The following is a 19289-nucleotide window of genomic DNA, read 5'->3' as shown; positions in this document are numbered from 1 at the left end:
AGTGAGGCCGGTGTTTACTGGGTCACCCGGTCCTAGCGCACAATTGCGCGCACGGCCGGGCGACGACAGCGAGAGTGTGAAGCGATCGCTTACGCCGCCACCGCCTGTTTTTCTCCGACCACGGGCAATCCCTCCTCAATCGGATATTTCACATCGCGGCTCCATTCGTTCCACGAACCGAAATACATCCGCACATCCATCACGCCGGCATTCTTCAGCGCCAGGAACGTGTTCGATGCACGCGCTCCCTTGAAGCAATAGAGATAGACCGTGGTGGATGGCGTGATGCCGACCGTGGCGCACTCGGCGAGGATCTCGTTTTTCGACTTGAAGCGCGGCCCTTCGCCGGTCGGCTTCATCATGCGATACCATTCGATCCAGACGGCGCCAGGGATGCGGCCCATGCGCGGGCAGAAATCCTTGCCATAGGGCGATGAGCTTTCGCCGATCCATTCATCGACATCGCGCACGTCGAGGATGGCGATCGACGGATTGCCAAGTGCGGCCTGCATGGTGGCGGCATCGATCAGGATTGAACCGGCCTCCGGCTTGATGGCGAAGGATGCGGGCTTCAGCGCCGGGACATCCGTGGTGGTCGGCAGACCCTTCATGGTCCAGGCGTCGAAGCCTCCATGCAGCACCTTGATCTTCGGGTAGCCGAGGAATTCCAGCAGGAAGTAACCGCGGCAGGATTGGCCGAAACCGGAATTCATCGACTGTTCGTAAATCACAGCGGTCTCGGTGCCCGAAAGACCCGCGCCGCCGAAAGCGTCCGCGAATTTCTTCTTCAATTCGTCCATGCCCTCGGGTGTCGATGTGGCGAGGAACGTGAAAATCTCATGGAGATTGACAGCGCCGGGAATATGCCCGGCCGCATAGGCGTCGGGATTGCGCGTGTCGATGATGACACAAGGCTCGTGCTTCATGAACGTCGCGAGGTCGTCTGCGGAAATGAGAACATCTGCCATTTCAAGCCTCCACTCTGTTGTGCATCGCTGTTGAACCGTTGGTAGTCGGCCGTGCCGTCTGGCGCCCTGACTTAAGTCAATGAGCGTGGTCTCCTTGCTGTTCGCGCGCATTGTCCGCGAGCATCTTCCGGAGCTGCTTTGTGGCGGGAGTGACGATCGCCACGAAATAGGCCTCGCGCAGGCGCCGCTGCGCGCGATGGGATTTGAGATAGCCGCGCGCGCCACAATGCAGCATCGCGGCATGGGCGGCGGCCACCGCCGCGTCGCCGGCGCGCAGGCGCAGATCGACAACCGCGCGCCAGTAATCGTTGCTGGTCTCGTAGGGTGTCGCAGCCAGCATCATCGTTTCGGCCTCCATCTTCGCGAGCAGACCGGCAAAATCCTCGGGTTGCTGCGGCAGGAAGCGATTGACGTGGGCGAGCGACGGCTTGACGCTGTCCATGATGGCAACGCAGTCCCTGATCAGGCCGAGGCCCATGCCCATCTGCATCAGGATGAAGCCGGCACGGATCTTCTTCACGAAAGGCATCGCGGGTGCCGCCAGCACCTGATCGTCGGGAATGAAGACGTCGCGAAATTGCACGGCGTAGGTGCCGGTGCCGTCCATGGCGAGAAATGGCTTGCAAGGCGTCAGCGAGAGATTCTCATCAACGCAATCGGCGATGAACATCACCTTCTCGCCGGTCTCCTCGGCCTCGAAGATCGTGCCGAACAGATGATCGGGGCCGAGATTGGAGACCCAGGGCAGCGCGCCGCGGACGACATAGCCGCCATCGACGCGCTTGCCCTTCAGCTTCAGCTTCTCGATTCCGAAGAAGCTCTTCATGGGATTGGAGAGACCGGTGCCGCCCAGCGTCCTGCCGCTTGCGGTGGCGCTCAGATACTTCGCTTTCAGCGCGGCATTGTCGGAGTTCAGTATGTACCAGACCAGCGTGTTCTGGCACCAGGCCATGAAAGCGGTGGAGCCGCAGGTCTCGCCGATAACAGAGATGCCATTTATCGTGTCGCGGAGATCGGCATGCGCGGACCACGCGCCGATATCGCCGAGATGGCGCAAGGCTTGATCGGGATAGATCGTTCCTTCGTCGATCTCCAGCGCGATCGGCGTCAGCTCGCGGCGTGCGACAGCAGCGATGCGATCGACAAGCGGCTCAGCTTCTTCCGTTCCTTCATCTGATTTTCGCAACAGCGCCGTCATGGTCATGTCGATCTCCACCGTCCTGCGAGAAAAGAGACGAGGCGGCCGCATCGCTGCGGCCGCGTAACTCATGTTCAGGCAGTGACTTCGAGATTGACGGGACGTGTGAACGTGTTGGCCACCGGCGACCACTTCTTCACGTGGTCAATCAGCGCATCGACGTCGGATTGCGGAATGCCTTCGCATTCCATTTCGACCTTCACGCGCACGTCGGTGAAGCCGACCGGCTTCTCGCTGATATCGCCGGTGCCCCAGACCGCGGTGATGTTGAGATCGCCTTCGAGCTCTAGCTCGAGCTTGTTGACGGTCCAGCCACGATGCACGGCATTGGCGTGGAGGCCGACGGCGAGGCAGGAGCCAAGCGCGGCGAGCGAGGCTTCAGACGGGTTTGGCGCGGTGTCGTCGCCGAGCAGCGCCGGCGGCTCGTCGACGATGTAAGGCGGCAGGCTGCGGATATAGTTGGCGTGGCGAAACTTGCCTTCGGCAACGGTCTTGCATTTGAGCGTCTTGATGACGTTCGGATTGGCCTTGCCATTGGCGATCAGCTGTTCGAGCCCACCCTTGTCGATCGGTGCGAGGCAGCCGGTCAGAGCGGTCTTGGCGGCAACAGCGGTCATGGACGTCTCCCTTCGAGAAAGATACAGAACGGTCTGTAGCTTTGCACGATGCGTGCCAACGGCACGGTCCAAGCCGAGGTCAATGTTTTCAATGGGTTGTGGAGGTTATGGCCTCAACGCCCCTGCCCAATCAGCGGTCATCACTGCCGATTCATCCGCCAAACGCTCGAATCTTGATCAGGTCGCCCGTGCCTCGCTTGCAGTCGGGCCGGGGCATGTCATATTGACGCGGTAATGACCGCTGCAATGCCTCAGGACGCCGAAAAGACCACGCCGCGTGACCGGTTGATGGACGCGGCCACGCGGCTGTTCTGCAAAAACGGTATCAACGCCACCGGCATCGACGCCATCGTGGCTGAGGCCGGGACGGCCAAGACGACGCTCTACAAGATCTTCAAATCAAAGGGAGATCTGGTGGAAGCCGTGCTCGAGACCGAGGGCAAGAGCTGGCGCTCCTGGTTTCTCGGTGCCATCGAGACACCCTCCGCACCGCGCGAGAAACTCGATGCGATCTTTCCGGCGCTGAAAAAATGGTTCGGTGAAGAGAGCTATACGGGCTGCGTTTTCATCAACGCGGTCGGCGAGCACCCTAAAGATGAGACCCGGCTGCGGGACCTCACAATTCAGCATAAAACCTTTGTTCTCAAGCGCATAGGCGAACTCGCCGGCGCCGCGGGTGCGGCTCGGCCGGATGCCCTCGCGCATCAAATCGGCCTGTTGATGGACGGCGCGATCGTCGCCGCAATGGTGACGCGCGACCCGAGCGTTGCCGACGCTGCAGACCAGGCCGCAAAGGCCTTGCTCGATGCCGCCTGCGGCCCCGCCAAGCCGAAGCGCAAGAGAACGGTCGTTCTCCAGGGCGGCGCTGCTGCATTGGCGAAGGAAGACCTTAGTGTCGTCGAATAGTTGCGGTTTATTCAGCGAAATCACGATGCACATAGAATTGACGAATTGTTCAGTTCTTCGTGTTTTTAACGCGAACTTTAAAACTAGATAGGTTAGAAGTTCGCCGCATATGGTTCGGCCCGTATTGGGGCCAAATCCTCGCCCGAAATGCCGCGCGACTAGAAAAATTCAGGACGCCAGAATGTCTCGCCAGGACGCGAACGCCGCCTTTGCCCTCTCTTCATTTCTCCAGGGCGCCAACGCTACTTACATCGACGATCTCTATGCACGCTTTCAGAAGGATCCCTCCTCGGTCGATGCCGAGTGGCAGGAGTTCTTCAAGAGCCTGAAGGATGCCCCCGCCGACGTGCAGCAGAATGCCGCCGGCCCGTCCTGGGAAAAGGCCAACTGGCCGGTTTCTCCGGCTGACGATCTCACCCATGCACTGGATGGCAACTGGGCCAAGGTGGAGAAGGCCGTCGGCGCCAAGCTCGCCGCCAAGGCCGAGAAGGGCGACAAGGTCCCGGTCGGTGACCTTATCCAGGCGACGCGCGACTCGGTGCGCGCGCTCATGCTGATCCGCGCCTACCGCATGCGCGGCCACTTCCACGCCAATCTCGATCCGCTCGGCATCGAAGGCGTCAAGGATCACGAGGAGCTAGATCCGAAGTCCTACGGCTTCACCGAGGCCGACTACGACCGCAAGATCTTCATCGATAACGTCATCGGCCTCGAATACGGCTCGCTGCGCGAGATCGTCGCGATTCTTCAGCGCACCTACTGCCAGACGCTCGGCGTCGAATTCATGCACATCTCGAATCCGGCCCAGAAGGCCTGGATCCAGGAACGCATCGAAGGTCCGGACAAGGAAATCTCGTTCACGCCGGAAGGCCGCCGCGCCATCCTGATGAAGCTGATCGAAGCCGATGGCTTCGAGAAGTTCTGCGACGTCAAGTTCACCGGCACCAAGCGCTTCGGCCTCGACGGCGGTGAATCGCTGATCCCGGCGCTCGAGCAGATCATCAAGCGTGGTGGCAGCCTCGGCGTGAAGGAAATCGTTGTCGGCATGCCGCATCGTGGCCGCCTCAACGTGCTGACCCAGGTGATGGGCAAGCCGCACCGCGCGCTGTTCCACGAATTCAAGGGCGGCTCGGCGAACCCCGACGAAGTCGAAGGTTCGGGCGACGTCAAGTATCACCTCGGTGCGTCGTCGGATCGCGAGTTCGACAACAACAAGATCCATCTGTCGCTGACGGCCAACCCGTCGCATCTCGAAATCGTCGATCCGGTCGTGCTCGGCAAGGTGCGCGCCAAGCAGGACCAGTGGGGCGATCCGCCGGAAGAGCGCATTTCGGTTCTCCCCGTGCTGATGCATGGCGACGCGGCCTTCGCGGGCCAGGGCGTCGTCGCCGAATGTTTCGCGCTGTCGGATCTGAAGGGCTACCGCACCGGCGGTTCGATCCACTTCATCGTGAACAACCAGATCGGCTTCACCACCTATCCGCGCTATTCGCGTTCGTCGCCCTATCCGTCGGATGTGGCGAAGATGATCGACGCGCCGATCTTCCACGTGAACGGCGACGATCCGGAAGCCGTCGTGTTCGCGGCCAAGATCGCCATCGAATTCCGCCAGAAGTTCCGCAAGCCTGTCGTCATCGACATGTTCTGCTATCGCCGCCACGGCCATAACGAAGGCGACGAGCCGGCATTCACCCAGCCGGTGATGTACAAGAAGATCGGCGCACACCAGACCACGCTGGATCTCTATTCCAAGCGCCTGATCGCCGAGAACGTGATCAGCCAGGCCGACTTCGACCAGGCGAAGGCCGATTGGCGCTCCAAGCTCGACACCGAGCTCGAAGCCGGCACCAGCTACAAGCCGAACAAGGCCGACTGGATGGACGGCAAGTGGTCCGGCCTCAAGATCGCGGGTGAAGACGAAGAGCCGCGTCGCGGCGTCACCGGCGTCGATGTCGCAACCCTGCGCGAGATCGGCACCAAGATCACTGCCGTGCCGGACGGTTTCCGCATCCACCGCACGGTGCAGCGTTTCCTCGACGCGCGCGCCAAGGCGATCTCGTCGGGCGAAGGCATCGACTGGGCGACCGGTGAAGCGCTGGCCTTCTGCTCGCTGATGGAAGAAGGCCACCACATCCGCCTGTCCGGCCAGGACTCCGAGCGCGGCACCTTCTCGCAGCGTCATTCGGTCTGGTTCGATCAGGAAGACGAAAGCCGCTACACGGCGTTCAATCACCTCAGCGAAAAGCAGGGCCGCTACGAGGTCATCAACTCGCTGCTGTCGGAAGAAGCCGTGCTTGGCTTCGAATATGGCTACTCGCTCGCCGAGCCGAATACGCTCGGCCTGTGGGAAGCGCAGTTCGGCGACTTCGCCAATGGCGCGCAGGTGGTGTTCGACCAGTTCATCTCCTCGGGCGAACGCAAGTGGCTGCGCATGTCGGGCCTCGTCTGCCTGCTGCCGCATGGCTATGAAGGCCAGGGCCCCGAGCACTCCTCGGCCCGCCTCGAGCGCTTCCTGCAGATGTGCGCGGAAGACAACATGCAGGTGGTCAATCCGACGACCCCGGCCAACTACTTCCACATGCTGCGCCGCCAGCTGAAGCGCGAGATTCGCAAGCCGCTGATCGTGATGACGCCGAAGTCGCTGCTGCGCCACAAGCGTGCGGTGTCGAAGCTCGACGAACTCGGCGCCGGTTCCTCGTTCCACCGCGTGCTGTTCGACGATGCCGACAAGCTGCAGCCCGACAACAAGATCCGTCGCGTCGTGCTCTGCTCGGGCAAGGTCTATTACGACCTGTTCGAAGAGCGCGAGAAGCGCGGCATCGACGACGTCTATCTGCTGCGCATCGAGCAGCTCTATCCGGTGCCGCTGAAGACGCTGGTGCAGGAGCTCACCCGCTTCAAGGGTGCGGAATTCGTCTGGTGCCAGGAAGAGCCGCGCAACATGGGCGGCTGGCACTTCATCGAGCCGTATCTCGAATGGGTGCTCAACCAGATCAACGCCACCCACAAGCGTCCGCGTTACGCGGGCCGTGCGGCGTCGGCTGCCACCGCGACCGGTTTGATGTCCAAGCATCTCGCCCAGCTCAAGGCGTTCCTCGACGAGGCGCTCGGCTAAGTCATTTTCGTCACCGCAATGCCCCGCTTTCCAGCGGGGCATTCGCGCACCCGTCTTATTTGAAATCTAGACTTCGACCTCTTTCCGGCCTGATCGATCCAAAAAGACCTCCGGATCGGATCATCCGGCCGCACGCAACAGGAAGCTGACCATGACTGAAATTCGCGTTCCCACGCTCGGCGAGTCCGTGACCGAAGCCACCATCGGCCGCTGGTTCAAGAAAGCCGGTGATGCGGTTGCCGTCGACGAGCCGTTGGTTGAACTCGAGACCGACAAGGTCACCATCGAAGTGCCGGCACCGTCCGCCGGTACGCTCAGCGAGATCGTGGCCAAGGATGGCGAGACCGTCGCCGTCGGCGCGCTGCTCGGCCAGATCGCCGATGGCGCTGCCGGTGCCAAGCCGGTTGCTGCCGCTCCGAAGGCTGAAGCTCCGGCACCAGCTGCTGCTCCGGCTGCCGCTGCCGCCGCGCCGTCAAAAACGCTCGCTGCCGATACGCCGCAGGCTCCGTCGGTGCGCAAGCTCTCGGCCGAGAGCGGCGTCGATGCCGCCGGCGTCGCCGGCACCGGCAAGGATGGCCGCGTGACCAAGGGCGACATGCTCGCCGCGATCGAAAAGGCCGCGTCGTCGCCGACCCCGGTGAGCGCGCCAGCTGCTGGCGTCCAGATGCGCGCAGCATCGCCTGCCGACGATGCCTCGCGCGAAGAGCGCGTGAAGATGACGCGCCTGCGTCAGACCATCGCCCGCCGCCTCAAGGACGTGCAGAACACCGCTGCAATGCTCACCACCTTCAACGAGGTCGACATGACCGCGGTGATGGCTCTGCGTTCGCAGTACAAGGATGTGTTCGAGAAGAAGCACGGCAACAAGCTCGGCTTCATGGGCTTCTTCACCAAGGCCTGCGTGCAGGCGCTGAAGGACATTCCGGCCGTCAATGCCGAGATCGACGGCAGCGACATCATCTACAAGAACTACTATCACGTCGGCGTCGCCGTCGGCACCGACAAGGGCCTCGTGGTCCCGGTCGTGCGCGAATGCGACTCGAAGTCGATCTCGCAGATCGAGAAGGACATTGCCGACTTCGGTCGTCGTGCCCGTGACGGCCAGCTCAAGATCGACGAAATGCAGGGCGGCACCTTCACCATCACCAATGGCGGCATCTACGGCTCGCTGATGTCGACCCCGATCCTGAACGCCCCGCAGGCCGGCATTCTCGGCATGCACAAGATCCAGGAACGTCCGGTCGTGGTCGGCGGCAAGATCGAGATCCGCCCGATGATGTATCTGGCGCTCAGCTACGATCACCGCGTGATCGACGGCAAGGAAGCCGTGACCTTCCTGGTTCGCGTCAAGGAAAGCCTGGAAGATCCGGCCCGTCTCGTTTTGGATCTCTGAGGAAAAACATCGTCATGGCCGGGCTTGTCCCGGCCATCCACGCCTTCTCTGTCACTGACAACAAAGACGTAGATGCCCGGGACAAGCCCGGGCATGACGGAGCTAAAGACGAAAGGCCGGTGCTTCATGACTGCTCGTAACGACAGCGTCGTCATCATCACCGGCGGCAGCCGCGGTATTGGCCGTGCTGCTGCTCTTAAGGCCGCCGCGCAGGGCTTTAAGGTGGTCGTCGCCTATGCGACAAACGAAGCTGCCGCGAACGATGTCGTTTCCCAGATCGAAGCCACCAATGGCAAAGCCATCGCCGTAAAATGCGATGTCGGCTCCGAGGCCGACATTCTCGCGCTGTTCAAGGCCGCAGACGCCTTCGGCCCGCTCGGCGCGCTCATCAACAACGCCGGCATCGTCGGTCCGACCATCCGTGTCGAGGACATGACCGCCGAACGCATCAACCGCATGATGGCGGTGAATGTCACCGGCAGCTTTCTGTGCGCTCGCGAAGCGGTGAAGCGCATGTCCACCAAGCATGGCGGCAAAGGCGGCGTCATCGTCAACCTGTCATCGGTCGCTGCGAAACTCGGCTCTGCGAATACCTATGTTGACTACGCGGCGTCGAAGGGCGCCATCGATACATTCACGGTCGGTCTGAGCCAGGAAGTCGCAACCGAGGGCATTCGTGTCGTCGGCATCCGTCCGGGCCTGATCGATACCGAAATCCACGCGTCAGGCGGCGAGCCAGATCGTGCGCATCGCCTCAGTGTTCACGTGCCGATGAAGCGTGTCGGCACCGCCGATGAAATCGCCAATGCGATCGTCTGGCTTTTGTCCGACGACGCGTCTTACGTCACGTCATCCATTCTCGACGTGTCGGGTGGCCGTTAGGACCTCGACACCCCACATCAACTTTACTTCCAAGCACCACAGGACTTCATCATGGCTACTTACGATCTCGTCGTCATCGGCACCGGCCCCGGCGGCTATGTTTGCGCGATCCGCGCTGCACAGCTCGGCATGAAGGTCGCCGTCGTCGAGAAGAACAGCACGCTGGGTGGCACCTGTCTGAATGTCGGCTGTATGCCGTCGAAGGCGCTGCTGTATTCATCGGAGCTGTTCGAGGAAGCCGGTCATTCCTTCGGAAAGATGGGCATCAAGGTGTCTAAGCCCGAGCTCGATCTCCCCGCGCTGATGAACTTCAAGCAGCAGGGCATCGACGGCAACGTCAAGGGCGTCGAATTCCTGATGAAGAAGAACAAGATCGATGTCGTCTCCGGCACCGGCAAGGTGCTCGGCACCGGCAAGGTCGAAGTCGCCGGGGCTGACGGCAAGAGCCAGACGCTGGAAACAAAGAACATCGTCATCGCTTCGGGTTCGGCTGTCGCCAACCTGAAAGGCATCGAGATCGACGAGAAGCGTATCGTGTCGTCCACCGGCGCGCTGTCGCTCGAGAAGGTGCCGGAAAAGCTGATCGTGGTCGGCGCCGGCGTGATCGGCCTCGAACTCGGCTCGGTGTGGCGCCGCCTCGGCGCACAGGTCACCGTGGTCGAATTCCTCGACCGCATCCTGCCTGGCATGGATGGTGAAGTCGCAAAACAGTTCCAGCGCATGCTGGAGAAGCAGGGCATGACCTTCAAGCTCGGCGCCAAGGTGACCGGCGTCGATTCATCGGGCAAGGTGCTGAAGGCAAACATCGAACCGGCTGCCGGCGGCGCTGCGGAATCGCTCGAAGCCGATATCGTGCTCGTCGCGATCGGCCGCACGCCCTACACCGCCGGTCTCGGCCTGCAGGAAGCCGGCGTTGCGCTTGATGAGCGCGGTCGCGTCAAGATCGACCATCACTTCGCCACCAATGTGAAGGGCGTCTACGCTATCGGCGACGTCGTCGCCGGTCCGATGCTCGCGCACAAGGCGGAAGACGAAGGCGTCGCTTGCGCCGAGATCCTTGCCGGCCAGGCCGGTCATGTGAACTATGACGTCATCCCGGGCGTCGTCTACACCACGCCGGAAGTCGCCGCGGTCGGCAAGACCGAGGAAGAACTCAAGACCGCCGGCGTGAACTACACTGTCGGCAAGTTCCCCTTCACAGCGAACGGCCGCTCCAAGGTCAACCAGACCACCGATGGGTTCGTGAAGATCCTGTCCGATGCCAAGACCGATCGCGTGCTTGGCGTTCACATCATCGGCCGCGAAGCCGGCGAAATGATCCATGAATGCTGCGTGCTGATGGAATTCGGCGGTTCCGCCGAGGATCTGGCCCGCACCTGCCACGCCCATCCGACCCGTTCGGAAGCCGTCAAGGAAGCCGCGCTTGCGGTGGGTAAGCGCGCCATCCATATGTGAGTCTCGGCCGGCCAGAGCATGATCCCAAGAATCGGGGATCATGCTCTGAACCAAAAGTGCCGGTGCGGAGACCTCTGCTGATGATGCGACGCGCGTTACAGCCGCTTTGGTTCTTGCTCGCTCTGATCTTCCTGATCGAAGCGTGGTTGTGGGATCACCTCGAGCCGGTGGTTGCGCGCGTCGTTGCTCTCATTCCGCTGCGCGCCTTCAAGGCGTGGTGCGCCGAGAAGGTGGCGAGGCTCTCGCCCTATCCTTCGCTGCTCGTTTTCCTCGCACCGCTCGTCTTGCTTCTAGTGCCGCTGAAATTCGCCGAAGTCTATCTGCTTGCTCATCATCTCTGGATCAGCGCGATCATCCTGATCGTGGCTTCCAAATTCGTCGGCATGGGCGTGCTTGCGTTTTCCTTCGACGTCACGCGCGACAAACTGCTACAGATCAGCTGGTTTCGTAAGCTCTTCAACTTTCTCGTCGATATTCGCCAGCGCGCGCGCGATTTCGTCTCGCCCGTCATGTCGCGCATCAAGGCCATGATTGCATCGCTGCGCGGACCATCGTCGCGTTGGATGCGCTTCGTTCAACGGCTGCGCCATCGGGCGCATTCGCCGCGATGAGACAACAGGGGATCGGATTTGGCTGAGCTCGCACGTATCCGAACTCCCCTGCTCGACATCGCGTATGAACACAGCGGGCCAGCCGCCGGCATTCCGGTGATCCTGCTGCACGGCTTTCCCTACGATATCCGTGGCTATGATGATGCCGTCGCGCTCATCAACGATGCGGGTTTTCGCACCATCGTGCCCTATCTGCGTGGTTATGGACCGACACGGTTTCTGTCAAAGGACACGATCCGCTCCGGCCAGCAAGGCGCGCTCGGGCAGGACCTGCTCGATTTCATGGATGCCCTGCGCATCGGGAAAGCCGTCGTCGCCGGCTACGATTGGGGCGGCCGCGCAGCCTGTGTCGTCTCCGCACTTTGGCCGGAGCGCGTGCGTGGCCTCGTCAGTTGCACCGGTTACAATATCCAGGATTTGACCAAAGCTTTGATGCCGGTCGCGCCGGAGCAGGAAGCGCGACAGTGGTACCAATATTACTTCCACACCGAGCGCGGTCGAAACGGTCTGGTGCAGAACCGCGCCGGCATCAGCAAGCTGCTCTGGAAGATGTGGTCGCCATCCTGGAATTTCGACGAAGCGACTTTCGCACGTTCGGCGCTCTCATTCGACAATGAGGATTTTGTCGATGTCGTCGTGCATTCATACATGCATCGCACCGCGAGCGTTGCCGGCGATCCCCGTTATGATTTCGTCGAGGAGCGCCTTTCGGCACAGCCGAAGATCAGTGTTCCGACGATCGTGCTGCATGGTGCCGATGACGGCGTGGGACCGGTGAAGGGCTCAGAAAATCACGGCCGCTACTTCACAGGCCCCTATGAGCGCCGCGTGATTGCCGATGCCGGGCACAATGTCCCGCAGGAAAAACCGCAAGAGTTTGCCGATGCGGTGCTGCAACTGTGCAAGACCGCATCGGCGTAGCACGTTACATCAAATGCACCGCATGCGGGGCAAACAGGCCGATGGCAGTGAAGGCGAGGCCGGCGAGACCGAGTACACCCGCGACCCATGACAGCACGATCATGCCAGTGATGATGGTGGCTGACGCCAGAACGATCCCGATCTGGAAGGCGGCTGACGCGACTTCGTAGTGATGATAGCGGGCCAGTGCGAGATCGCGCTTGTGCTCGGCTTCCTTGGCGCGGGCGGCAAGCTGTTCCGAGCCTTCCCCGGTTTCCGGCTCGTTGCGATAACGCTGCGCCGTCTTGTTCCAGTCGTCGATCTGCTTGGCGAGCGCGGCCTTGGCGGCCTCGTCGCCGACCGTGCCCATGCTGAGCCTGGCGTGTTCGGCGGTCGCCTGCACCACGGTGCGGCGGACGCTCTTGGCCTGGAAGAAGGCCCACAGATTCGAGGCTTCAACGTTCTTGCTGATCGATTCGGTCTGCGCGCCCTTGCCGAGCGTTTCCGAGAACGCCAGAAACAGCGCCAGCAGCGAAATCAGCAATGCGATCTTCTTGTTAGAGCCCGATGCATGCTCGGCATGCTCCGCGTGCTCCATACTTTCATGCGCGCCCATCGTATCCCCGCTCTCCGTCATGCCCGGGCTTGTCCCGGGCAACCACGTCTTACTTAACTCTTTTGACGTTCGGAAGGCGTGGATGGCCGGGACAAGCCCGGCCATGACGAGATTTGTGAGTTACGCCCGCGGATGGGCCGTCTTGTAGACCTCGAACAGGCGTTCGGTGTCGATGCCGGTGTAGATTTGCGTGGTCGAAAGCGAAGCGTGACCGAGCAACTCCTGGATCGCACGCAGGTCGCCGCCACGGCTCAGGAGATGGGTGGCGAAGGAGTGGCGCAATGCATGGGGCGTGGCGCTGTCCGGCAGGCCAAGCGCACCGCGCATCCGCTCCATGGTCAGCTGGATGATCCTGGGCGACAGCGGGCCGCCGCGGGCACCCACGAACATTGGCCCCTCCGCGGGTAGCGGATGCGGGCATATGGTGGCGTATTCCGCAATCAGCTCCAGCACATTGTGCAGCACCGGCACCATGCGGGTCTTGTTGCCTTTGCCATTGACGATCAGCACGTCGCCTTTGCCCGGCGCCGGCACGTCCCGGCGCTTCAGGCCAAGGGCTTCGGAAATACGCAGACCCGATCCGTAGAGCAGCGCCATCACGGCGGCATCGCGCGCCCAGATCCACGGATCGCGGTTTTCGCCGGCGCGCTCATCGGCGTCGGCCAGCCGCTTGGCAGAGGCCATCTGCAGCGGTTTTGGCAGGCTCTTGCCGATTTTCGGCGCTCGGATCGAGGAGAGGGCGCCGACCGAGCCGAGCCCTTCGCGTTCGAGGAAACGCGCAAAGGAGCGCAGTCCCGCCAGCGCGCGCATCAGCGAGCGGCCGGCGATGTCATCGCCGCGCCGCGCGGCCATGAAGGCGCGGACGTCATTGGCTGCCAGCTTGGCGAATCGCGGCAGCGTCACCAGCCCGCCCCAGTGATCCGCCAGGAAAACCATGAACTGGCGGACATCCCGCGCATAGGCTTCCAGTGTCTTCGGCGACAGCCGGCGCTCGGCGCGCAGATGCGACAGCCAGCGCGTCATCTGCAGCGAGACATCTGCATCGGCGCAAATCAGCTCGATAGGGGGCTGTTTGGCTTCCGTCGGGGCAGTTTTCGCAGCTTTGGCCATCGGAAAATCCTGTCGAACAAGGTTGCGATTATCACGGCTGCCGGTTTCGCATTGGTGAACCGCTGGCCCTTGTGCTCCATGACGCCTAAATTGGGCGATCCCATGCTTGATGAGTTCCGATCCCGCCATGACGTCACCTGCCCGTACCCCATCCCTTTCGGGGTCGTCGACGTGCTGGTGCCCGTGGCGCTGGATCACGCCTATTCCTACAAGGTGCCGCGTGGCGTCGAGTTGCAGATCGGCGATGTCGTCACCGTGCCGCTCGGTTCGCGCGAGGTCATCGGCGTGGTGTGGGGCGAGAATGCAAATCCCGATCCGCGCCTGCACAACCGGTTGAAAGAGGTCCGCGACAAGCTCGACGTGCCGTCGCTGCAGCCGGAGCTGCGCCAGCTCGTCGATTGGGTTGCCAATTACACGCTGTCGCCGCGCGGCATGGTGATGCGCATGACGTTGCGCATGGGGGAGCATCTTGGCCCGAGCGCGTCAGGCTCGGTGTCCGGCTGGTCGGCGAAGTGCCGAAGCGGATGACATCGGCGCGGGCGCGGCTGGTCGAACTGCTGCGCGATGGGCTTTTGCGCGGCAAATCCGATGCGGCCAGGGAAGCCGGCGTTAGCGCGGGTGTCGTGGACGGGCTCGTCGATGAAGGCACGCTGGCCATCGAGGTGATGCCGCCGCCTTTGCCGCCTCCGCCGCCCGATCCCGCTTTCGTTGTGCCGGACTTTTCACCCGATCAGGCCATCGCCGCCGAGGCGATGCGCAAGCTCGCATCTGGCGGCGCTTTTCAGGCCGCATTGCTCGATGGCGTGACCGGCTCCGGCAAGACCGAGGTCTATTTCGAGGCGGTGGCCGAGATCATCCGGCGCGGCGAGCAGGTGCTGATCCTGATGCCGGAAATCGCCCTCACCGGACAATTCCTCGAACGCTTCGCCAAGCGCTTCGGCGTCCGGCCGATGGAATGGCATTCCGAGCTGACGCCGCGCACCCGCGCGCGCAATTGGGCGGCGATCGCCAATGGCACCGCGCATGTGGTGGTCGGCGCGCGTTCGGCGCTGTTCCTGCCTTATGCAAAACTCGGCCTCATCATTGTCGATGAAGAGCACGACCAGGCCTACAAGCAGGACGAGGGCGCGCATTATCACGCGCGCGACATGGCGGTGGTGCGCGCCTCCATCGCCAAGGTCCCGTCGTGCTGGCATCGGGTACGCCGTCCGTCGAATCGGAAGTGAACGCGCGAAAAGGCCGCTATCAGCGCATCGCATTGCCGTCGCGTTTCGGCGGCCAGCACATGCCGCATATCGAAGCCATCGATCTGCGCCGCGAGGGCCCGTCACGCGGCCGCTTCATCGCGCCGCGTCTCGCCGAGAAGATCGTGCAGGCGATCCAGCGCGAGGAGCAGGCGCTGCTGTTCCTCAATCGCCGTGGCTATGCGCCGCTGACGCTGTGCCGTGGCTGCGGTCATCGCTTTGCCTGCACCATCTGCGATGCGTGGCTGGTCGATCACCGCTTTCGCCAGCGGCTGGTCTGCCACCATTGCGGTTTCTCCGAACCGCGCCCGCACAAATGCCCGCATTGCGGCGCCGAGGAATCGCTGGCGGCGATCGGCCCCGGCGTCGAGCGGCTGCAGGAAGAGGCGGCGGATCTGTTTCCGGGCGCGCGCACCATGGTGCTGTCGAGTGATCTCATCACCTCGGTGGAATCCATGCGCGCCGAACTCAACGAGATCGCCGAAGGCCGCGTCGATGTCATCATCGGCACCCAGCTCGTCGCCAAGGGGCACAATTTTCCGCGGCTGAATCTTGTCGGCGTCATCGATGCCGATCTCGGCCTCGGTAATGGCGATCCGCGCGCGGCGGAGCGAACGTTCCAGATGCTCAATCAGGTGATCGGTCGCGCCGGCCGCGAGCAGGGGCGCGGCGTCGGCTATCTGCAGACGCACCAGCCCGAGCATCCGGTGATGAAAGCGCTGGTCGCCAATGATCGCGAGGCGTTCTACGACAACGAAATCGAATCGCGCGAACGTGCCGGCTATCCGCCGTTCGGACGGCTGGTGGCGATGATCGTGTCAGGTGGCGATCGGCCGACCACGGAAGGCTTCGCACGCAAAATCGCGGCATGTGCGCCCATCGACGAGCGCATTCTGGTGCTTGGCCCGGCGGAGGCTCCGCTCGCCGTGATCAAGGGGCGCTACCGGTTTCGTTTGCTGGTGAAATCAGCGCGCAATGTGGATCTGTCGCACTATCTGCGCGACTGGCTCGCCCATGCCCCGAAGGCCACGGGCAATCTTAAGCTCGAGGTGGACGTCGATCCGCAGAGCTTCTTGTAGAGGGGGCGTTCCACCCTCCCCTGTGTTCAGCCCGGAGACATAGCTGACACCTGTTCGGAGACATGACTGACACTTTTGCGGCGGGTCAAGTCGGTGGTTGCGACCTGCCTGCTGCCAAAGAAAACGCCGTATTGGCCATCGATACCGCTCGGGCGGATGGCCAAATGTTCGCCGCGGAAAGCGCGTGGCACGCGCCATGGCTGCCCCTTGAAGCTGATCGAGGCGCCGCGCTGGGTCGATACGCTGCGGACGATGTCGCCCGGGGCGTAGACAATGTCTGCGAGCCGCTCAGGCATCGATCGCAGCGATGGCCGGCACGGCCATGCCCAAGGCCTCATGCGGGCGCTCCAGATTGTAGACGCTGCGCCATGTATCGAAGGCCCGCTGCAATTCGGTGAAGCCGTTGAAGCGACGCACGGCCAGCACTTCGGCCTTCAGCGTGCGATGGAAGCGCTCGTTCTTGCCGCGGCTCTGCGGATGCAGCGGCCGCGCATAGATCACCTCGACGCCGAGCTTGAGCAGCCAGACCCGCAAGCCGGTCCAGCGCGATTGCGAACTGTCGCCCCAGGGCGGGCCGTTATCGACGAACAATGCGTCGGGCAGTCCGTAGCGACGGAAGGTCTGCGTCAGCTGCTCCTGCACGGTCATGCGCTGCTGGTTACTGCAGGCGGCAAGACGCAGGGCATAGCGCGAGTGATCGTCGATCATGGTGAGCGGGTGGCACGGCGTGCCGTCGGCCAGCGGGATATGGCCCTTGAAATCCATCTGCCACAGCGCATTCGGGGTGTCCTTCTCGAAGCGCGTGAACGGCTGCCCCGGACCGTTCGGCGGCACGATGATGCGGCCATGGCGCTGCAGGATCGCATGTACAGTGGAAGCCGCCGGCGGCACGAGGCCGTCGCGGCTCAGGCAATGGACAATCTTGCGTGCGCCCCAGGCCGGATGGGCATCGCGAATGGCGAGCACCTGCCCCTCGATCGCTGCCGCACTGCGCCGCGGGCTGGCATGTGGCCGGCGCGAGCGATCGGCAAGCTCCGCATCGCCGCCGACATGCCGCGCCAACCATTTGTAGCCGACGTCGGGACTGATGCCGAACCGCCGACACAACTCCCGCCGGTTCGCACCGTCCTGCAGCGCCAGCCGCACGAACTCCAACCTCTGATCCATTACCGACACCTCGCACCACGGCATGGAAGCCTCCCAAAAAGGAACTTCCACCCAATATGGATGTGTCAGCTATGTCTCCGAACACCTGTCAGTGATCTGTCCGGGCTGAACACCCTGCAGGGGGAGGGTCGGCGCTTACGCGCGTAGCGCGATGAGCGGCGGGGTGGGGTGGCGGAGTTTCCACGCCGAGCGGGTTCACCCCACCCCGCCGTGCGCTGCGCGCCCATCGACCCTCCCCTGCAGGGGAGGGTAGGAAAATCTCGCTACTTGAACGCCACCGTCGCTGCGACCTTGTCGATCGCCGGGCGCAACTCGGCGCTACGATCGGCTGGATAGAACGACACCAGCCGCACGAAGCGACCGTTGGGGCCGGTCGCCAAATACTGCACGAAGCGCTTGTTCTCGCTGGCCTTGCCTTCCAGCAATACGCCGTCGGCTGCGCCTCCGAACGACACCTTCTTCTCGGTGTCGATGCTGGCATTCTCCATCTCACGCGTCTGCTTCAGCAGCGTCTTGGCGATCGCGACAGACGGGCTCCCGATCGATCCGCCGCTCATTTGGGAGGACACGATCAGCAGTGGTTGCTCGCCAGCAGGATCGACATTCTTCTCACCGACCGTCATCGCGACGCCGGTGCCGCCCATCGTGTCGATGACGCGGAACGGCGCCGACGGCGCCACCTTGAACGGCAGGCTCGCCAGCTTGTCGGCTTCCGACGGTGGTTCACCGAGCGATACCGTCTTCAGCATCGCCTTGATCGCGGCATCGTCGAGCTTGGCGCCTTCCATGGCCTGCACCGTGATCATGACGGTGCGGCTGCCCTGGGTCAGCGCCACCCATTTGGCGAGCTTGATGCCGGCCGCGGTCTGCGTGCCGCTGGCAAGGAATGCCTCGCCGCTGGCGGTCGGCACTTTGTCCAGCGTATCGACTTCAATGCCCTTCTGCTTGAAGCCTGCGCGCACGGTGTTGAGATTGCCGAACAGTGCGGAAAGTTGCGGCCAGGCTTGCGGTGGCAATTCGGCGATCAGGACCGACGACCTGGTGGTCTCATCGGTAAAGCCGGAAAAATCCTTGGAGGGGTGAAGCCGGGTGGGGGCGTCATGGTGACCGTGGTGCCGGTCACGCGTTGCGGCGTCTGTGCGGAGGCACTGAACGGAATCAATCCGCCGGCCACGAGACATGAGACAATAACAACGGTTCGGCGGATGGCATTTGCGCTCATCATCTTTCCTTCGTTTCAAACGTCAGTGCGTGGTTGTCGCTCTGAGGGCCGCTGCGGTTCTGTCACCATACAAAAAAGCCTGCCGTCATTTGATGACGACAGGCTCTTTTACTCTACGCTTACTCAACACTACTCGACGCAACGCTACTGAACCTGGAAGATCAGTTACGCGATACGCTGTTTGTCTTACATGACCTCGGCGACGACCTTGCCGACACCGCGGCTGGTCAGACCGATGGCGCTCGCTGCGCCCTTGGACAGGTCGAGCACGCGGCCTTTGATGAAGGGACCGCGGTCATTGACGGTGACGACGACGCTGCGGCCGCCATGGGTCACGCGCAGCTTGGTGCCGAACGGCAGCGAACGATGCGCGGCGGTCATGGCGTTCTGGTTGAAGCGCTGGCCCGAAGCGGTCTTGTTGCCGGCTTCATTGCCGTAGAACGACGCGACGCCGGAGAAGCTGCGGCCCCCGGTGCGGACCGGAGCAGCGGCTTCCGGCATGAACGGGCCGATCGACGCCGGACCTATGGAAGCATTGGCTTCAAAAGGATTGGTCGCTGCAGCCTTCTTGGCAGCGTGATGATGGTGATGCTTGTGGTGATGGCGGTGCTTGGACTTGGCCGAAGCTTCCGAAACCGTTCCCCCAAGAGCGACACTGGCGGCAATCAGAGCGACTGCCATGCGCGGCTGGGTAAACAGGCCCAGCGCAGACTTTCCGTAACGCAGCATAAATCGTAGTCCTCAGACAGTATTGCCACAAATGTGGCAAGTGGACCCCGTCCCAATTCAACTGGAGCTGCGTTTGA

At 62.5% G+C, this 19289-nt stretch carries 14 protein-coding genes and 2 pseudogenes; 8 read left to right on the top strand and 8 right to left on the bottom strand.

Features of this window, described 5'->3' with window-relative positions; translation table 11 throughout:
- Positions 1–89: 89 nt before the first annotated feature.
- The 3 genes from RPMA_RS00600 to RPMA_RS00590 all read right to left on the bottom strand — a co-directional run bounded on the left by RPMA_RS00600 (position 90) and on the right by RPMA_RS00590 (position 2783).
- Positions 90–968, bottom strand: coding sequence for a sulfurtransferase (locus RPMA_RS00600; RefSeq protein WP_211911018.1), 879 nt, complete (start codon positions 966–968; stop codon positions 90–92).
- 76 nt (positions 969–1044) lie between these two features.
- Positions 1045–2172, bottom strand: coding sequence for an acyl-CoA dehydrogenase family protein (locus RPMA_RS00595; protein WP_408056496.1), 1128 nt, complete (start codon positions 2170–2172; stop codon positions 1045–1047).
- 68 nt (positions 2173–2240) lie between these two features.
- On the bottom strand, positions 2241–2783 hold the full coding sequence (locus tag RPMA_RS00590) for an OsmC family protein (protein WP_211911017.1): 543 nt from the start codon (positions 2781–2783) through the stop codon (positions 2241–2243).
- Positions 2784–3017: 234 nt separating this feature from the next.
- On the opposite strand from RPMA_RS00590, the gene RPMA_RS00585 reads away from it, so the two are divergent.
- The 7 genes from RPMA_RS00585 (at position 3018) to RPMA_RS00555 (ending at position 12066) form a co-directional block, all read left to right on the top strand.
- The gene (locus RPMA_RS00585) at positions 3018–3689 is read left to right on the top strand and encodes a TetR/AcrR family transcriptional regulator (RefSeq protein WP_211911016.1); all 672 of its coding nucleotides are present in this window, start codon (positions 3018–3020) and stop codon (positions 3687–3689) included.
- 181 nt (positions 3690–3870) lie between these two features.
- Positions 3871–6804 carry a 2-oxoglutarate dehydrogenase E1 component gene (locus RPMA_RS00580; RefSeq protein WP_211911015.1) on the top strand — a complete coding sequence of 978 codons (2934 nt, stop codon included), beginning with the start codon at positions 3871–3873 and terminating at the stop codon, positions 6802–6804.
- A 151-nt stretch (positions 6805–6955) separates the two neighbouring features.
- Positions 6956–8197 (top strand): 2-oxoglutarate dehydrogenase complex dihydrolipoyllysine-residue succinyltransferase, encoded by a 1242-nt coding sequence (gene odhB / locus RPMA_RS00575; protein WP_211911014.1) that lies wholly within the window; start codon positions 6956–6958, stop codon positions 8195–8197.
- Between the two features lie 126 nt (positions 8198–8323).
- Positions 8324–9079, top strand: a complete 756-nt coding sequence (locus RPMA_RS00570; RefSeq protein ID WP_211911013.1) for an SDR family oxidoreductase — start codon at positions 8324–8326, stop codon at positions 9077–9079.
- Positions 9080–9130: 51 nt separating this feature from the next.
- Positions 9131–10534 carry a dihydrolipoyl dehydrogenase gene (gene lpdA / locus RPMA_RS00565; RefSeq protein ID WP_211911012.1) on the top strand — a complete coding sequence of 468 codons (1404 nt, stop codon included), beginning with the start codon at positions 9131–9133 and terminating at the stop codon, positions 10532–10534.
- 80 nt (positions 10535–10614) lie between these two features.
- Positions 10615–11145: a hypothetical protein gene (locus RPMA_RS00560; RefSeq protein WP_211911011.1), complete on the top strand. Its 531-nt coding sequence runs from the start codon at positions 10615–10617 to the stop codon at positions 11143–11145.
- A gap of 18 nt (positions 11146–11163) precedes the next feature.
- Positions 11164–12066, top strand: a complete 903-nt coding sequence (locus tag RPMA_RS00555; RefSeq protein WP_211911010.1) for an alpha/beta fold hydrolase — start codon at positions 11164–11166, stop codon at positions 12064–12066.
- Between the two features lie 4 nt (positions 12067–12070).
- Here RPMA_RS00555 and RPMA_RS00550 read toward each other — a convergent pair whose 3' ends face one another.
- Together RPMA_RS00550 and RPMA_RS00545 are read right to left on the bottom strand one after the other, a co-directional pair.
- The gene (locus tag RPMA_RS00550) at positions 12071–12661 is read right to left on the bottom strand and encodes a DUF4337 domain-containing protein (protein WP_211913364.1); all 591 of its coding nucleotides are present in this window, start codon (positions 12659–12661) and stop codon (positions 12071–12073) included.
- Positions 12662–12781: 120 nt separating this feature from the next.
- Positions 12782–13771, bottom strand: coding sequence for a tyrosine recombinase XerC (locus RPMA_RS00545; protein WP_211911009.1), 990 nt, complete (start codon positions 13769–13771; stop codon positions 12782–12784).
- A gap of 102 nt (positions 13772–13873) precedes the next feature.
- On the opposite strand from RPMA_RS00545, the pseudogene RPMA_RS00540 reads away from it, so the two are divergent.
- Positions 13874–16094: pseudogene (locus RPMA_RS00540) on the top strand (primosomal protein N').
- Between the two features lie 26 nt (positions 16095–16120).
- Here RPMA_RS00540 and RPMA_RS00535 read toward each other — a convergent pair.
- The 3 genes and pseudogenes from RPMA_RS00535 to RPMA_RS00525 form a co-directional block, all read right to left on the bottom strand.
- Positions 16121–17285, bottom strand: a pseudogene (locus RPMA_RS00535) (IS481 family transposase).
- Positions 17286–17524: 239 nt separating this feature from the next.
- Positions 17525–18277 carry a hypothetical protein gene (locus RPMA_RS00530; RefSeq protein WP_211911008.1) on the bottom strand — a complete coding sequence of 251 codons (753 nt, stop codon included), beginning with the start codon at positions 18275–18277 and terminating at the stop codon, positions 17525–17527.
- 392 nt (positions 18278–18669) lie between these two features.
- Positions 18670–19212: a septal ring lytic transglycosylase RlpA family protein gene (locus RPMA_RS00525; RefSeq protein ID WP_211911007.1), complete on the bottom strand. Its 543-nt coding sequence runs from the start codon at positions 19210–19212 to the stop codon at positions 18670–18672.
- Positions 19213–19289: the final 77 nt, after the last annotated feature.

The sequence above is a fragment of the Tardiphaga alba genome, assembly GCF_018279705.1.
Lineage (GTDB): Bacteria > Pseudomonadota > Alphaproteobacteria > Rhizobiales > Xanthobacteraceae > Tardiphaga > Tardiphaga alba.
The sequence above is the reverse complement of the archived record's forward strand: the minus strand, read 5'-3'. Positions and strand labels throughout refer to the sequence as shown.

Bases quoted from the DNA above. Each gene is read 5' to 3' on its own strand.
- RPMA_RS00600 (WP_211911018.1), bottom strand. From the start codon at position 968: ATGGCAGATGTTCTCATTTCCGCAGACGACCTCGCGACGTTCATGAAG.
- RPMA_RS00595 (WP_408056496.1), bottom strand. From the start codon at position 2,172: ATGACCATGACGGCGCTGTTGCGAAAATCAGATGAAGGAACGGAAGAA.
- RPMA_RS00590 (WP_211911017.1), bottom strand. From the start codon at position 2,783: ATGACCGCTGTTGCCGCCAAGACCGCTCTGACCGGCTGCCTCGCACCG.
- RPMA_RS00585 (WP_211911016.1), top strand. From the start codon at position 3,018: ATGACCGCTGCAATGCCTCAGGACGCCGAAAAGACCACGCCGCGTGAC.
- RPMA_RS00580 (WP_211911015.1), top strand. From the start codon at position 3,871: ATGTCTCGCCAGGACGCGAACGCCGCCTTTGCCCTCTCTTCATTTCTC.
- odhB (WP_211911014.1), top strand. From the start codon at position 6,956: ATGACTGAAATTCGCGTTCCCACGCTCGGCGAGTCCGTGACCGAAGCC.
- RPMA_RS00570 (WP_211911013.1), top strand. From the start codon at position 8,324: ATGACTGCTCGTAACGACAGCGTCGTCATCATCACCGGCGGCAGCCGC.
- lpdA (WP_211911012.1), top strand. From the start codon at position 9,131: ATGGCTACTTACGATCTCGTCGTCATCGGCACCGGCCCCGGCGGCTAT.
- RPMA_RS00560 (WP_211911011.1), top strand. From the start codon at position 10,615: ATGATGCGACGCGCGTTACAGCCGCTTTGGTTCTTGCTCGCTCTGATC.
- RPMA_RS00550 (WP_211913364.1), bottom strand. From the start codon at position 12,661: ATGGGCGCGCATGAAAGTATGGAGCACGCGGAGCATGCCGAGCATGCA.
- RPMA_RS00545 (WP_211911009.1), bottom strand. From the start codon at position 13,771: ATGGCCAAAGCTGCGAAAACTGCCCCGACGGAAGCCAAACAGCCCCCT.
- RPMA_RS00525 (WP_211911007.1), bottom strand. From the start codon at position 19,212: ATGCTGCGTTACGGAAAGTCTGCGCTGGGCCTGTTTACCCAGCCGCGC.